Origin of the sequence: Nesterenkonia sp. LB17 (genome assembly GCF_022565915.1) — a bacterium.
Lineage (GTDB): Bacteria > Actinomycetota > Actinomycetes > Actinomycetales > Micrococcaceae > Nesterenkonia.
The window spans coordinates 82,581-97,228 of sequence record NZ_JAJOYX010000004.1; the positions used below are offsets into that span (position 1 = coordinate 82,581).

At 68.0% G+C, this 14,648-nt stretch carries 13 protein-coding genes; 12 read left to right on the forward strand and 1 reads right to left on the reverse strand.

Annotated elements, in window-relative coordinates; genetic code table 11:
• The first annotated feature begins 142 nt into the window (after window positions 1–142).
• From LTH96_RS10325 to LTH96_RS10370, 9 genes are all read left to right on the forward strand, one after another.
• Window positions 143–934, forward strand: a complete 792-nt coding sequence (locus LTH96_RS10325) for a DUF3662 and FHA domain-containing protein (protein WP_241465655.1) — start codon at window positions 143–145, stop codon at window positions 932–934.
• A 13-nt stretch (window positions 935–947) separates the two neighbouring features.
• A complete protein-coding gene (locus tag LTH96_RS10330) occupies window positions 948–1,448 on the forward strand; it encodes an FHA domain-containing protein (protein ID WP_241465656.1) in 501 nt (166 codons plus the stop codon).
• A 3-nt stretch (window positions 1,449–1,451) separates the two neighbouring features.
• Window positions 1,452–3,281 carry a protein phosphatase 2C domain-containing protein gene (locus tag LTH96_RS10335; RefSeq protein WP_241465657.1) on the forward strand — a complete coding sequence of 610 codons (1,830 nt, stop codon included), beginning with the start codon at window positions 1,452–1,454 and terminating at the stop codon, window positions 3,279–3,281.
• Between the two features lie 59 nt (window positions 3,282–3,340).
• On the forward strand, window positions 3,341–4,801 hold the full coding sequence (locus LTH96_RS10340; RefSeq protein ID WP_241465783.1) for an FtsW/RodA/SpoVE family cell cycle protein: 1,461 nt from the start codon (window positions 3,341–3,343) through the stop codon (window positions 4,799–4,801).
• Window positions 4,798–6,243 carry a penicillin-binding transpeptidase domain-containing protein gene (locus LTH96_RS10345; protein ID WP_241465658.1) on the forward strand — a complete coding sequence of 482 codons (1,446 nt, stop codon included), beginning with the start codon at window positions 4,798–4,800 and terminating at the stop codon, window positions 6,241–6,243. Before LTH96_RS10340 ends, LTH96_RS10345 begins: the two co-directional genes overlap by 4 nt.
• Window positions 6,240–8,069, forward strand: a complete 1,830-nt coding sequence (locus LTH96_RS10350; RefSeq protein ID WP_241465659.1) for a protein kinase — start codon at window positions 6,240–6,242, stop codon at window positions 8,067–8,069. The genes LTH96_RS10345 and LTH96_RS10350 overlap by 4 nt, the downstream gene beginning before the upstream one ends.
• Complete coding sequence (locus LTH96_RS13100; RefSeq protein WP_304653914.1) at window positions 8,066–10,402, forward strand: PASTA domain-containing protein; 2,337 nt, start codon at window positions 8,066–8,068, stop codon at window positions 10,400–10,402. The genes LTH96_RS10350 and LTH96_RS13100 overlap by 4 nt, the downstream gene beginning before the upstream one ends.
• A gap of 102 nt (window positions 10,403–10,504) precedes the next feature.
• Window positions 10,505–11,818, forward strand: a complete 1,314-nt coding sequence (locus LTH96_RS10365) for a Mur ligase family protein (protein ID WP_241465660.1) — start codon at window positions 10,505–10,507, stop codon at window positions 11,816–11,818.
• Complete coding sequence (locus LTH96_RS10370; RefSeq protein WP_241465661.1) at window positions 11,818–12,567, forward strand: type 1 glutamine amidotransferase; 750 nt, start codon at window positions 11,818–11,820, stop codon at window positions 12,565–12,567. Before LTH96_RS10365 ends, LTH96_RS10370 begins: the two co-directional genes overlap by 1 nt.
• A gap of 36 nt (window positions 12,568–12,603) precedes the next feature.
• Here the strand turns inward: LTH96_RS10370 and LTH96_RS10375 are convergent, their stop codons facing one another.
• Entirely contained in the window at window positions 12,604–12,900 is a 297-nt protein-coding gene (locus tag LTH96_RS10375) for a cell division protein CrgA (protein WP_241465662.1), read from the reverse strand.
• 146 nt (window positions 12,901–13,046) lie between these two features.
• Here LTH96_RS10375 and LTH96_RS10380 point away from each other — a divergent pair, with 146 nt between their 5' ends.
• From LTH96_RS10380 to LTH96_RS10390, 3 genes are read left to right on the forward strand one after another with little or no spacing between them, the layout of a single operon-like run.
• Window positions 13,047–13,808: a class E sortase gene (locus LTH96_RS10380; protein WP_241465663.1), complete on the forward strand. Its 762-nt coding sequence runs from the start codon at window positions 13,047–13,049 to the stop codon at window positions 13,806–13,808.
• A gap of 1 nt (window position 13,809) precedes the next feature.
• Entirely contained in the window at window positions 13,810–14,010 is a 201-nt protein-coding gene (locus LTH96_RS10385; protein WP_241465664.1) for a hypothetical protein, read from the forward strand.
• The gene (locus tag LTH96_RS10390; protein ID WP_241465665.1) at window positions 14,007–14,648 is read left to right on the forward strand and encodes an aminodeoxychorismate/anthranilate synthase component II; all 642 of its coding nucleotides are present in this window, start codon (window positions 14,007–14,009) and stop codon (window positions 14,646–14,648) included. Before LTH96_RS10385 ends, LTH96_RS10390 begins: the two co-directional genes overlap by 4 nt.

Consider the following 14,648-nt stretch of genomic DNA (forward strand, 5'->3'; position numbering starts at 1 on the left):
CGTCCCGCCATTGAGGCCCTGCGGGAGGAGCCACTGGGCGGCACGGTGCAGGGGTGAGACAGTAGACTCTGGACTTATTGCCCAGTTCAGCACGCAGCCGCTTCAAGGCTGGGCACACATTCATCAGTAGAAGGAGGTGCCGGTGGGACTGCTAGACAAGCTTGAACACGGCATCGAAAAGGCCGTCCGCGGTGCCTTCTCAGGACGAGGAGGGAGTCTCGGACCCGTGGAGATCGCCACCGCCGTACGCCGCCACATGGACCGAGAGTCCAAGACCATCGCCGAGGGCCAGCACCTGGCACCGAACCTGTACAAGGTCCGGCTCGCCGGTGAGGACTTCAGCGAGGCCAAGAAATATGGCGTCGCCCTGGCCGAGGAGCTCTGCGAGGAGATCCTGCGCCACGCCGAATCCCAGGGATACACCCTGCTGGGCCCGGTGAAGGCGACCTTCGTGAAGAACACCGAGCTCAAGCGCGGTCAGCTCAGCATCGAGTCGCGCACCGACAAGGACCCGCTGGCCAGCCCCGTCGCGCCCCAGCAGTCCTCCCCGGCAGCCGGCCCCAGCGCCGCCGCCCCGCTTCCGGCCACGATGTCCCAGCCCACGGTCACCCCTCCGCCCGCGCCGACATCAGTCCCTGCCCCGCAGCCCACGGCGAGCCTGGAGTATGAGGAGCAGACCTACCCGCTGCGCCCGGACTCCACCGTGATCGGGCGCTCCACCTCGGCCGATGTCACCGTTCCCGACACCGGGGTCTCGCGCAAGCACCTGGAGCTCTTCCGCTCCGGCGGCGCGTGGTACGCCCGTGACCTGGGCTCCACCAACGGCTCCTATGTGGACGGCGAGCAGCTCACCGGTGACACGCCCAAGGTGCAGCTCATCGACGGCGCCCTGATCTCGCTCGGCAACGCGCGCCTGCGCTTCCGCCAGAGCTGAAGGACGCCTACACATGAGTGAACTCGCTGTCACGGTGCTGCAGTTCGGGCTGCTGCTGCTGCTCTGGATCCTGATCCTCTCGATCATCGGAGCGCAGGGCCGGGACATGACCATCTCCAAGCGCTCACGGGCCCGGGCCGCCGCCCCACACGCTGCACCGGCCCCGCGCAGCGGACCCCCCGCCCCCGCCGGCAGCAACCACAGCGGCCCCACTCCGCGTCCGCGACCCCGACGCCTGCTGGTCAGCGAGGGCCCCCTGGCCGGGACCGAGCTCCCGCTCGGCTCAGCCTCGATCATGATGGGCCGGGCACAGGAATGCACCCTGGTGCTCGATGACGACTACGCCTCCGGCAAGCACGCCCGGCTCTTCCCGCAGGGTTCCCGCTGGTTCCTCGAGGACCTGGGCTCCACCAACGGCACCTGGCTCGGTGAGGAGCAGCTGACCCGCGCCTCCACGGTCGAGCCCGGGGACCGGATCCGCATCGGCAAGACCGTCCTGGAGCTGAGGACCTAGCCCGTGGCTCTGGTATTCCGCTTCGCAGCGCGCTCCGACACCGGTGCCGTGCGCTCCAAGAACGACGACTCCGGCTACGCGGGCCGCTATTTCGCCGTGGTCGCAGACGGCATGGGCGGCCACGCCGGCGGCGACGTCGCCTCCGCCTCCACGGTGCTGGACCTCGCACACCTGGACACGCGCGGGTTCGCGGACCCCGAGACGGTGCTGCCGGATGAGATCCAGACCGCGAACTCCTTCTTGAACAAGCTGGTCAAGGCCAACCCGAAGCTCGCCGGGATGGGCACCACCATCACCTCGCTGCTGATCACCCAGGAACGGCTGCAGTTCGCCCACATCGGCGACTCCCGCGCCTACCGGCTCAAGCGTGGACGGTTCCGGCAGGTCAGCAAGGACCACACCTTCGTCCAGCGACTGGTCGACGAAGGCCGGCTGGATCCAGACCAGGCCGAGCACCACCCGCACAAGAACGTGCTGATGCGCGTGCTCGGCGATGTCGATGCCTCACCCGAGCTGGACATCACCTCCTTCCCGCTGGAGGCCGGTGAGCGCTGGCTGCTCTGCTCAGACGGGCTCAACGCCGTCGTCTCCGAACGGCTGATCGAACAGAAGCTGCGCTCCACCCAGACCCTGGAGTCGATCGTCGATGACCTTGTCGACCTGACCCTCGGCGGAGGCGCCCCGGACAATGTGACAGTGGTCTGCCTGGAGGTCGTGGAGGCCGATGAGGCCGCCCTGGCACCGAGCAACGAGCTGCCGCTCAGCGAGGCCGCCGTGGCCGCCGCCTCCCACAACTACGGCGGAGCCGACGCGACCATGGAGCTCGACGTGGTCCCGGTGGTCAACTCCGAGGCCTTCTCCGCCCACGACGACGAGGACTCGCTCTCCCCGCTGTCGGCCGCCATGGTGCGCAAGAAGCTCGGAGCGCGTCCGCACCTGCTGGTCGGCGCCGCCAACAAGGCAGCCGACACCGGCACGATTCCCGTGGTCGCGCGCAATGTGGATGAGCACCCGATGGCCTCGCTGCTCACCGGCCAGCCGCTGCGTCCCGTGCGCCACACCTACTCCGAGCTGCTCGAGGAGCATCCGCACGACCCTGCCGCGGCCAACGGCGAAGCAGACGAGACCGGGGCCGACTCAGGCGCCGCCGTCGGTGCCTCCGACCCCGCTGACCCCGCTGGCGCGACCGACCCCGAATCCGCTGAACCCTCCGCCGATCAGCCGGCTCCACGTGATCCGGACTCATCCGCGGCGCAGGCCCCCAGTGACGACGGGCCGCACCGGGCCGGCGCCGGACTCGCCGAGGAGCCCGAGAGCATCCAGGAGGAGGAGCTGGTCCTCGATGAGGAGGAGCTCGACGCGTTGGAGACGACGCGACGACGCAGCTCCTGGTTCCTGCCCACCTTTGTGGCGCTGTTGGCCGTGCTGGTCGCCGTCGTCACCTTCCTGGGGTACGTCTGGACCCAGACCCAGTACTACGTCGGAGAGGACCAGGGCGAGGTCGCCATCTACAGCGGCGTCTCCCAGTCCCTGGGGCCGATCAGGCTCTCCGAGGTCGACGAACACGCCGATATCGCCCTGGGAGACCTCACCCAGTACCACCAGGAGCGGATCGAGCGAGGCATCGCCGCCGACGACCGTGATCACGCGGAACACATCGTCAGCCAGCTGCGCGCCATGGCCACCGCCAATGCCGAGCAGGACGAACCCGGCCCGGAGGACGAGCCGGGGGCGGATGAGGCCGACGAGCCCGCCGATGAGACGGCCGAGGATCCCGCGGAGGATCAGCCAGCCCAGGACCAGCCAGCCGAGAATCAGGGAGGTGACCAGTGAACGCAGCATCTCAGCAGGTGTACAAGCCGCGCAGGAATCTCGAGCTGGTGCTGCTCCTGATGGCCCTGACTGTGGCGATCGGCGCCCAGATGCTGGTCGCGCTCGCCCTCGACGAGCCGATCACCGCCGACTACTACGTCGAAGGCGCCGTCTTCGCCGGACTGGTCCTCGCCTTCCATGTGGTGCTGCGGCTGCGCGCGAAATACGCGGACCCCTTCATCCTTCCCATCGTGGTGACCCTCAACGGGCTGGGCCTCGCGATGATCCACCGGCTCGACTTCACCCCCGCCTACTCCGGGGTCGCCGATCGGCAGCTGATGTGGACCGGGGTCTCGATCGTGGCCGCCGTGGCCCTGCTGTGGCTGCTCAAGGACCACCGTCGGCTCCGGCAGCTGACCTACATCTCCTTGGCGGCCAGCGTCGTGCTGCTCTTCCTGCCGATCGTGCCGGGAGTGGGCCAGGAGCTGCACGGCGCCCGGATCTGGGTGAACCTCGGCCCGCTGTCCTTCCAGCCCAGCGAGATCGCCAAGATCACCCTGGCAGTGTTCTTCGCCGGATTCCTCGCCAACAACCGCGATCTGATCCTGCTGGCGGGCCGGAAGTTCGGGCCCGTGACCTTCCCCCGGCTGCGTGACCTCGCCCCGATGTTCATCGCCTGGATCATCGCCATCGGCGTGCTCGTGGTGCAGAACGACCTCGGGAACGCGCTGATGTTCTTCGGCCTCTTCGTCGCCGTGATCTACGTGGCCACCTCCCGGTTCTCCTGGATCGCGATCGGCTCGGTCTTCATGCTCATCGGCGCCGCCCTGGCCTATCGGTTCGTGTCCCACTTCCGGGACCGGGTCGAGATCTGGCTCAACGCCTTCGACCAGGACATCTACGAACGCGCCTTCGGCGGCTCCCACCAGGTGGTGCAGGGCCTGTTCGGCATGGCGCACGGCGGCCTCGCCGGCACCGGCCTGGGCTCGGGCAACCCGAACATGGTCTCGCTGGCCAACTCGGACATGATCATCGCCGCCTTCGGCGAGGAGCTCGGCTTCATCGGGCTCTCCGCCATGCTGCTGCTCTACCTTCTGCTCTTCAGCCGCTACATGCGCGCCGGGCTCGGCACCCGCGACACCTTCGGCAAGCTGCTCGCCGTGGGCCTCGCCGTCGTCCTGGTGCTGCAGGTCTTCGTCGTCGTCGGAGGCATCACGCGAGTCATCCCGCTGACCGGACTGGCCACGCCCTTCCTTGCCGCAGGCGGCTCCGCGCTGTTGGCTAACTGGCTGATCGTGGCGCTGGTGCTGCTGATCTCCCACTCCGCCCGGCAGCCGGTGATCGTGGGACCGATGGTCAACGCGACCGGGGAATCCTCCTCCGGCATCGAGTCGCGACTGCACTCCGACGGGCCGGGGGCACGCGAGAGCGCCGTCCACCGGCACGGTGCGCACCGACAGCCCGACCACCATGACCGCCACGACGACGACCACACCGGCATCGACCATGTGCCAGCTGAGCAGGGAGGGACGACGAGATGAACAACGCCATTCGTCACACCTGGGTCGTCGCGGTGGGCCTGTTCCTCACGCTCTTCGTCGCGCTCTCCATCATCCAGGTGGCGATGACCGATGAGCTCAATGCCAACCCCAACAACGTGCGGCAGGTCTATGAGGACCGCGGAGCCCCGCGCGGCGCGATCACGGTGGAGGGCACCGCCGTCGCGGAATCCGTCCCCTCGGAGAACTCCAGCTTCGCCTACCAGCGGGTCTACCACGAGCCCGAGCTCTACTCCGGGATCACCGGCACCTACTCCATCGCCGCGAACCCCACCGGACTGGAGGGCACGCTCAACGAGTACCTCTCGGGGCAGTCCGACAGCCAGTTCTTCGACCGGATCACCTCGGTGTTCACCGGCGACACGATGGACGGCGGTCAGGTCGAGCTGACCCTCGACGCCGAGCTGCAGCAGCTCGCCTACGACCAGATCCCCGAGGGGACCCGCGGAAGCATCATCGTCACCGAGATCGCCACCGGCGACATCAAGGCCATGGCCGCCAAGCCCAGCTATGACAACAATGCTCTCGCCGTGCAGGACTCCACCCAACTGATCCAGAACCAGGAGGAGCTGGAGTCCGACCCGGATCTGCGCTACATCTCCCGGGCCATCTCCAGCACCCTCGCCCCCGGCTCCACCTTCAAGCTCGTCGATCTGGTGGCGATGCTGGAGTCCGGGGACTACGAGCCGGACACGATCCTGGCCAACCCGAACTCGATCACGCTGCCGGATTCGAACACCGAGCTGGCGAACTTCGATCGCGGCATCTGCGCGCAGCGTTCCCAGGCGGAGCTCTCGTGGATCGTGGCGCAGTCCTGCAACACGCCCTTCGCGCAGGCCGCCATGGACCTCGGCGAGGGCTCGATCAGGGACAGTGCCGAGGCCTTCGGGTTCAACTCCGATGGCCTGGGCATCCCGCTGCGCGTGGACACCTCGAACTTCCCCACCGACCTCTCCGACGCCGCCCTGGCCCAGTCCTCCATCGGCCAGTTCGACGTCACCTCCACCCCGCTGCAGATGAACATGGTCGCCGCCGCCATCGCCAACGACGGCACCCTGATGAAGCCCAACCTGGTCAACGCGATCCGTGGCTCCGACCTGCAGCTGCTCTCCACCTCCGAACCAGAGACGCTCTCCGAGGTCACCTCCGAGCAGGTGGCAGACGAGATCACCGAGATGATGGTCGGGGTCGTCGAGTCCGGCACGGGCACCCGCGCGCAGACCGAGACCTTCCAGGTCGCGGCCAAGACCGGCACGGCAGACGTCGGCGACACCGGAGAGGTGAACTCCTGGATCACCGGCTTCGCCCCCGCCGACGACCCGCAGTATGCGGTGACCGTGGCCTACGAGCGGATCGACTTCGACACCGGATCTTCGCTCACTGGACCGCAGCTGCTGACCATGCTCGAGGCGGCGATCGAATGAGGCCCGTGGTCGGCATCCTGATGGGTGAGCGCTACCAGCTCACCGAACGCATCGCCATCGGCGGCATGGGCGAGGTCTGGAAGGCCTCTGACCAGGTACTCGGACGCACCGTGGCGATCAAGATCCTCAAGGAGGAGTACACCGGGGACGAGGCGTTCCTGCGTCGGTTCCGCGCCGAGGCGCGCCACACCGCCCTGCTGAACCACCCCGGCATCGCTGACATCTACGACTACGGCGAACAGTCCGGCTCCGGCTACCTGGTCATGGAGCTCGTGCCGGGACGCCCGCTCTCGGTCCTGCTCGAGACGGACAAGACGCTCTCCTGGGAGAAGACCCTCTCGATCCTCGCCCAGACCGGCCGCGCCCTGCAGGTCGCCCATGACCAGGGCCTGGTCCACCGCGACGTCAAACCCGGCAACCTGCTGATCACCCCCACCCGGCGGGTGAAGATCACCGACTTCGGCATCGCCCGACTGGCTGATCAGGTGCCGCTGACCGCCACCGGACAGGTGATGGGCACGGTCCAGTACCTCTCCCCGGAGCAGGCCACCGGCCAGCACGCCACCGGCTCCTCGGACATCTACGCACTGGGCATCATCGGCTATGAAGCGCTGGTCGGGCACCGCCCGTTCACCGGCGAATCGCAGATCGCCATCGCGCTGAAACAGGTCAACGAGCCGCCGCCGGCGCTGCCGGACACCGTCCCTGAGCCGGTGCGGGCGCTGATCATGTCGATGCTGGAGAAGGACCCCAGCAAGCGACCGCTCACCGCGACCAAGCTCGCCGAAGCAGCCGACGCCCTGCTGCGCCATGACACGGAGTCTGCGCTGAAGGCAGTTCCCGCCATAGCAGCCCATATGGACGGCGCCGAGCCCGACGCGGACGCCACCACCGCCATCCCACGAACCGACACCACACCGACCGCCGTCGTCCCCGGCAGCAGCCGGGCCCCGTCGGCGCGCACGCCGGAGCAGCCTGCCGAGGCCGCCGAGCACACTGCCCAGCAGGGAGCCGCCCCCGCCGCGGCCGGCGGCGCACACCCGCGCCCCAGCGCGCCCACGGCTGGCTCGGAGGCCGGAGCGGAGAAGGAGCCGCGCCGACTCCATGGGGGTCGACGGTGGTACTGGCCGCTCATCGCACTGCTGTTGCTGGTCCTGCTGGCCCTGATCGGCTCGTGGCTGTTCCCGCGGTTCGGCGGCAACGGCGGCGAGGACGAGCCGAGCCCGACGCCGACGGTCACCGAGACCTTCATCCCCGGCGCCGAGATGGTCGAGATCTCCGAGAGCGACTTCCTGGGACTCTCCCTGGAGGAGGTCACCGCACGGCTGCAGGACGCTGGGCTCCAGGTCCAGGCCGAACCCGTGGAGTCAGGCGAGCCCACGGGCGTGGTCACCGGGGTGGCACCGTCGGGCAGCGTCCCGGCGGGGTCGACGGTCACCGTGTTCTATTCCGCCGTCTCGAACGACACCGTGCCTGAGAACCAGGACCCGGCCCCCGGCCAGAATGATCAGGGTCAGAACGGCCAGGACCAGCAGGACGGCGACGGGCAGAACGGCACCGGTCAGCAGGAGGAGGAGCCCGAGCAGGACACCTCCCCGGCCCCCACGCCGACTCCCGCCCCATCCCCCTCGCCCGAGGACCAGGACGACGCTGAGGACCCCGAGGCGACCCAGCCGGAGCCGACGGAGTCCGACGTGGTCGAGGACGAGTCACCCCAGGACGGGCAGGCCGGCGGCGAATCCGGTGCCGAGGGCACCGAGGATCCCGATCGGGCTGGCTTCTCAGCCGAGGATGGGCCAGGATCGGAGACAGGAACCGACATATGACCGAGACTGCTGAGCGCGTCCTCAACAACCGCTACCGAATCACCTCGTTGATCGGACGCGGCGGGATGGCTGATGTCTACCTGGGCCATGACCTCACGCTGGATCGCCAGGTCGCGGTCAAGATGCTGCGCCCCGACCTGGCCCGTGATCCCCAGTTCCAGGGCCGCTTCCGCCGCGAGGGCCAGTCGTCGGCCTCGCTGAACCACCCCAACATCGTGGCCGTGTATGACTCCGGCCGCGCCGAGGTCGAGGACCAGGCGCACCACGAGATCAAGACTCCCTACATCGTCATGGAATACGTCGACGGGGTCACCCTGCGCCATATCCTGCATGGCACTCCGCGCATCACCGACACCGCAGACGTCGATGATGAGCAGACCCGGATCGCCGGGGAGACGAACCATGCACCGGCACCCGATGAGCCCGACGACGACGTCCTGGCCCTGGGCGACACGGGCCGGGTCCACGACGGCGAGGACCACCTCCCCGCCGCCCAGGTCGGCTCCCAGCTGCAGTCGAAGATCGACCATGCGCTGAACAAGCCGCTCTCCGAGCGGGAGACGGCCGGCTATATGCACGGGATCCTCGGCGCACTGGGCTACAGCCACGAGAAGGGCATCGTCCACCGCGACATCAAGCCCTCCAATGTGATGGTCTCCCAGACCGGACAGATCAAGGTGATGGACTTCGGGATCGCCCGAGCCCTGGCTGACTCCGCGTCGACCATGACCCAGACCTCCGCCGTGGTCGGCACCGCCCAGTACCTCTCCCCTGAGCAGGCGCGCGGCGAAGTGGTGGACCACCGGTCGGATCTCTACTCGGCCGGCTGCGTGCTCTTCGAGCTGCTGACCAACCGTCCGCCCTTCCAGGGCGAGTCCCCCGTCTCGGTGGCCTACCAGCATGTGCGCGAGGCCCCACCGTTGGTGAGCGACTTCAACCACCAGGTCAGCCCGGCGATGGAGTCAGTGGTCGGCAAGGCCCTGACCAAGGATCCCGCGTTGCGGTTCCAGACCGCCGAGGAGTTCAACCAGGCCATCCAGAAGGCGCTGATCGGCATCGGCGTGGACGACGACGACCACCCCACCGCGGCGATGGCGGCCATCGGCGGCCGGCAGGACTTCAATCAGGTCCTCGCCGCCGGCGGCGTCGCACCGGCCACCCAGCTCTCCGCGCGCACCCCGGAGGACCCCGACCTCTATCAGAGCCACGACCAGCCTCAGGAACGACCGCGTCGTCGTCGTGGCGGCCTGATCCTGATCTGGACGCTGCTGATCCTCGCGCTGGCAGGCGGCGGCACCTGGGCGCTGATGAACATGCTCGACAGCCCCGAGGTCTCCATCCCCGATGTGACCGGGATGACCGAGGAGGACGCGCGGGCGGAGCTGACCGCGCTGAACCTGAACCCCACCGTGGAGACCGAGGCTCACCCCGAGATCGAGGAAGACCTAGCGATCCGCACCGACCCCGAGGCAGAGACCGCGGTGGCTCCTGACAGCGCCGTGGTGCTCTACATCTCCACCGGGCCGCAGAGCGTGCGCATCCCCGACGGTCTGCAGGGCTCCTCCGAGGAGGAGGTGCGTGAGGCGCTGGACGAGGTGGACCTGGAGGTCGGCGAGATCAGCCAGGAGAATCACCCCAGCATCGAGGAAGACATGCTGATCAGCACCGACCCGGAAGCTGGTTCCTCGGTGGCGCCAGGATCCGAGGTGGATCTGGTGCTCTCCACCGGTCTGGTGGAGATGCCGGGAGTCTTCAACCGCACCCGCACCGAGGCCCAGACGATCCTCGAGAACCTGGGGCTCAGCGTGGCCATCGTCGAAGATGAGCGCACCGACTACGCCGAGGACACCGTCGTCGGCCAGCGGGTGGGCGGCGCGTCCGTCGTCGCCGGAGACACCATCCCGCAGCGCTCCACCGTGACGCTGGTCGTCGCGGTCGCCCCGGAGCCGGCTCCCGCTCCCGCTCCCGCTCCCGCGCCGGAGCCTGACCCGGAGCCGGAAGAGGAAGAGGAAGAGGCGCCCGAGCCGGACACCGATGACGGCGACAACCGTGAATCCCCCAGGGAAGACCCCGAGGAGTCCCCCAGCGAGGACGCTGAGGAAGCCGACGATGGCGGAGCCGAGTCCGGCAACGAGGACGAAGACGCAGCGGACGAAGACTCCGAAGCACCCGAGGAGTCCCCCGCAGAGGAGGAATCCCCTGAGGCGAACAGCGGAGCGAACGGCGGATCGAACGGCGACGCCGAGGAGTCCCCGGGAAACGCGGGTGATGACTCAGCAGACTCGGAGGACACGAACGGGAACTCCAACGGCAACGGCGGCAACGGCGACTGAGACGCCTTGCGCCTCACGGACCGCCACCAGGACCACCTCCTCGACCACCGCGCGGCACCGACCTGCGCGGCACCCCAGAAATGAGATGAAATAATCAGCGCCATGTCCAGACTCTCCTTCTCACCGCGAAACCTCGGCACGGCTCTGGGCTCGGCCGGCTCGGTGCTCATCGGTCGGGCCGCCCGCACCGTGACGAAGCTGCGCGGCGGCGGCGGGTCGGCCTTCCCAGGACTGGTCGTCGAGAAGCTCGACCCGCATTTCCTCGCCCGCACGCTGCACCGGCTCCCGCGCGGGGTCATCGTCGTGTCGGGGACCAACGGGAAGACCACGACCACCAAGATGGTCGTGGAGCTGCTGCAGGGCCAGGGTCTGAAGGTCTTCACCAACCGCAGCGGCTCCAACTTCACCCGCGGCGTCGTCGCCTCGATCCTCGAAGAGGTCAAGCTCTCCGGGAAGCTCGACGCCGACATCGCGGTGCTGGAGCTCGATGAGGCCCACGCGGTGCACTTCGTCAAGGCGGTGCGCCCCAACCACAGCCTGCTGCTCAATGTCATGCGTGATCAGCTGGACCGTTTCGGGGAGATCGACACCACCGCAGGGATGCTGCGCACCATCGCCCAGCACACGGTCGAGGCCGTGGTGCTCAACCGTGAGGACCCCCGGGTCCGGGCCATCGCCGAGACCCTTGGCGCCCAGCGGGTCGACTACTTCGGGCTCAGCGAGTCGCTGCGCGGCCACTTCCCCAGCGACGATGACTTCCACTCAGGACCCGCGACCGCGGCGGATCACCCGCACGCCGATGTCGTCCTCGAAGAGCTCATCGAGGGCGGTGGCCGGTTCACCGTCGACGGCGAGTCGGTGACCACCTCACTGACCGTCAACGGCGCCTACAACACCTTCAACGCTGCGGCCGCGATGGCGGTCGTCCGCCAGGCGCTGGGCGACACCGTGGACGCCCCGGCGCTCATCGACTCCCTCTCCAAGGTCTCTCCGGCCTTCGGACGTGGCGAGAGCCTCACCGTGCAGGGACGTCCGCTGGACCTGGTGCTGGTGAAGAACCCCTCCGGATTCCGGCTCGGACTGAGCTCCTTCCCTGCCGGCGGTGTGGCCACGATGATCGCGATCAACGACAACTACGCCGACGGCCGGGACATGAGCTGGCTCTGGGACGTGGAGTTCGCCTCGCTCGCGGAGGAGGGCGTGCGGATGATCTCCGGAGTGCGCGCCTACGACATGGCTCTGCGGCTGAAATACGACGAGGTCGACTTCGACGCGGTGGAGCCTGACCTGTCGCTCGCGCTCACCCGCTTCCTCGAGGAGAACCCCGGGAAGCCCGCCCGGATCTTCTGCACCTACACCGCCATGCTCGGGCTGCGAAAGCGGCTTGGCGCCTATACCGAAGTCGAGGCCTTCTGATGGCAGAGTCCAAGCCCATCCACGTGCTCCAGCTCTATCCCCGGGACATGAACATCTATGGAGACTTCGGCAATGCGCTGGTGCTCCAGCGACGTCTGCAGTGGCGCGGCTATGAGCCGATCCTGCACAGCTACGACCCGGAGGATGAGTTCCCGGAGCAGGTCGACATCGTCATCGGCGGCGGCGGTCAGGACAGCGGTCAGGACAAGATCCAGCAGGACCTGCTGCGGATCGGTGACAAGCTCCACGCCCTGGCCGAGGACGGCACCCCGATGCTGATGATCTGCGGTCTGTACCAGCTCTTCGGGCACTCCTTCCGCACCCGGGAGGGCCGGGAGATCAAGGGCGTGGGCCTCCTGGACCTGAGAACCGAGGGCACCGACACCCGGCTGATCGGCAATGTGGTGGCCGAGTCCAAGGAGTTCGGCGAGATCCTCGGCTACGAGAACCACTCCGGACAGACCTATCTCGGGCCCGAGGTCCAGCCGCTGGCACGGGTCACCAAGGGCGAGGGGAACAACGCCCGGGATTCACACGAGGGCGCGCGCTGGAAGAACATCGTGGGCAGCTACCTGCACGGGTCGCTGCTGCCGAAGAATCCGGCGATCGCGGACTTCCTGATCGCACAGGCCGTTCAGAACCGCTACGCCGAGACGATCCAGCCGCAGATCGATCCGGCCGGGTCTGCCCAGCCGATCGATGAGCTGACCCGCAAGGCCCGGACGACGGCGACCAGGCGACCCCGCTAGGTCCTCACATCAGTTCATCGTCGATGCCTCGACCCACTACTTCCAGCGCATCGTCATGAAGAAGCCGACCATGGTGATGCCGAAGCCGATGATGACGTTCCAGCCGCCGGCGGCCTGCACCGGGGCGGCGCCCTGGGTGATGTACCAGACGATCAGCCAGAGCAGGCCCAGGATCATCAGCCCGATCATCGTCGCCCGGTACCAGAGCGGCAGCGAGTCGTCCTCGAGTTCGAGGTCCTTGACCTCCTTGGGATCGGCGTCGTTCAGCGGAGACTTCTTCGTCTCGGTCTTGTCGCGCGTCCTGCGGTTCTTGCGGTGCTTGGACTCAGCCACGTCGGTTCGGTCCCCTCTGGGTCTGGCACGGATCTCGGTTCGGTATCCTGGTCTCACGGCCGTGCCCCCTTGGGGCCCGGCCGTGGTCTGCGTGCCATTCTACCGTTTCGGTGTGATGGTCGCCCCACTCAACCTTCGGAGGATTCATGTCGGGACACCGTGGCCGCAGCACAGGCGCCCGGATCCTCGGTGTCGCCGGCGAGCTGCTGATCACCCTGGGGGTGCTGGGGCTGCTCTTCGTGGTGTGGGAGGTCTGGTGGACCGGACTCGACGCGAATCGCGAGGCCCAGACCATCGAAGACGAGTTCCACACCCGAATCGAACAGCTGGACGCTGACCCGGCACGGCAGGAGCAGCCGGAGTCACAGCAAGACTGTCAGGAGCTTCCCAACGGGAAGGCTGCGGCGTGTCCAGAGAAGATGGCCGCCGTGGACTCCGGGGCCATGGCCATGATCTACGCCCCCGCCATCGGCGCCGACTGGTCAGCACCTGTCCGCTCCGGAGTCGACGACCAGACGCTGAACACCGGCGGTCTGGGACACTACCCGGAGACCCAGCTGCCCGGAGAGCCGGGCAACTTCGCGGTGGCCGGACACCGCCTCACCTATGGCGACGTGCTGCGCGATCAGGACCGCCTGACTCCCGGGGACGAGGTCTACGTGGAGTCCCCCGATGGGTACTACACCTATGAGGTCTATGAGACCCATGTGGTGCTGCCCCAGCAGTCCGAGGTCATCCTCCCGGTCCCGGGCGAGCCGGAGGCAGAGGCTGATCGGTCGCTGCTGACGCTGACCACCTGTCATCCGCTCTTCTCCAACCGCGAGCGACTGATCACCCACGCGGAGCTGGTCGACTTCGCACCACTGACCGCCGAGGCGCCGGCTGCGCTCGGCCAGGGAGGTTCCTGAGATGTATGCCTGGCTCTTCCGCTCGCTTCCCGGTCCGCTGGTGGTGCAGATCCTTCTGGCACTGGCCCTCGTGGCCGGTATCGTGTTCCTCCTGATGCAGTTCGTCTTCCCCTGGCTGAGCCAGTACAGCCCGCTCAATGACTCCACGCTTGAAACGATGACCTTCCCGGCGCTGGGCCGGGCCGAAGGGACCCCCGCATGAGCGACACCCCCGCCCGCATCCTCGTCATCGACAACTACGACAGCTTCGTCTACACCCTTGTCGGGTACCTGCGCGAGCTCGGCGCCGAGGCCACGGTGATCCGCAACGACGACCTCTCGGTGGAGGAGGCCAAGAAGCTCGCCGCCGAGCACGACGGCGTGCTCATCTCCCCCGGCCCCGGCACCCCCGGTGAGGCTGGTGTCTCGGTGGAGCTGATCCGCTGGTGCGCCGAGGCCCAGGAGCCGATGCTCGGGGTCTGTCTGGGGCATCAGGGCCTGGGGGAGGCCTTCGGCGCAACGGTCACCCATGCCGAGCAGCTGATGCACGGCAAGACCTCCCCGGTCACCCACACCGGGCACGTCTCCTTCGCCGGACTGCCCGAGACCTTCGTGGCCACTCGCTACCATTCCCTGATCGTGGCCCCGGAGACCATTCCTGAGGTGCTCGAGGTGACCGCGCGCACCGAGGACGGGGTCATCATGGGCCTGGCCCACCGCACGGCCCCGCTGTGGGGCATGCAGTATCACCCTGAGTCGGTGCTCACCGAGGGCGGCTACCGGATGCTGGGCAACTGGCTCGAGACCATGGGGCAGACCGGCGCGGCGGAGAAGGCTGCGAAGCTCAACCCCATCCGCTGA

Bases quoted from the DNA above. Each gene is read 5' to 3' on its own strand.
- LTH96_RS10385 (WP_241465664.1), top strand. From the start codon at position 13,810: ATGTATGCCTGGCTCTTCCGCTCGCTTCCCGGTCCGCTGGTGGTGCAG.
- LTH96_RS10365 (WP_241465660.1), top strand. From the start codon at position 10,505: ATGTCCAGACTCTCCTTCTCACCGCGAAACCTCGGCACGGCTCTGGGC.
- LTH96_RS10390 (WP_241465665.1), top strand. From the start codon at position 14,007: ATGAGCGACACCCCCGCCCGCATCCTCGTCATCGACAACTACGACAGC.
- LTH96_RS10330 (WP_241465656.1), top strand. From the start codon at position 948: ATGAGTGAACTCGCTGTCACGGTGCTGCAGTTCGGGCTGCTGCTGCTG.
- LTH96_RS13100 (WP_304653914.1), top strand. From the start codon at position 8,066: ATGACCGAGACTGCTGAGCGCGTCCTCAACAACCGCTACCGAATCACC.
- LTH96_RS10370 (WP_241465661.1), top strand. From the start codon at position 11,818: ATGGCAGAGTCCAAGCCCATCCACGTGCTCCAGCTCTATCCCCGGGAC.
- LTH96_RS10340 (WP_241465783.1), top strand. From the start codon at position 3,341: ATGGCCCTGACTGTGGCGATCGGCGCCCAGATGCTGGTCGCGCTCGCC.
- LTH96_RS10350 (WP_241465659.1), top strand. From the start codon at position 6,240: ATGAGGCCCGTGGTCGGCATCCTGATGGGTGAGCGCTACCAGCTCACC.
- LTH96_RS10345 (WP_241465658.1), top strand. From the start codon at position 4,798: ATGAACAACGCCATTCGTCACACCTGGGTCGTCGCGGTGGGCCTGTTC.
- LTH96_RS10380 (WP_241465663.1), top strand. From the start codon at position 13,047: ATGTCGGGACACCGTGGCCGCAGCACAGGCGCCCGGATCCTCGGTGTC.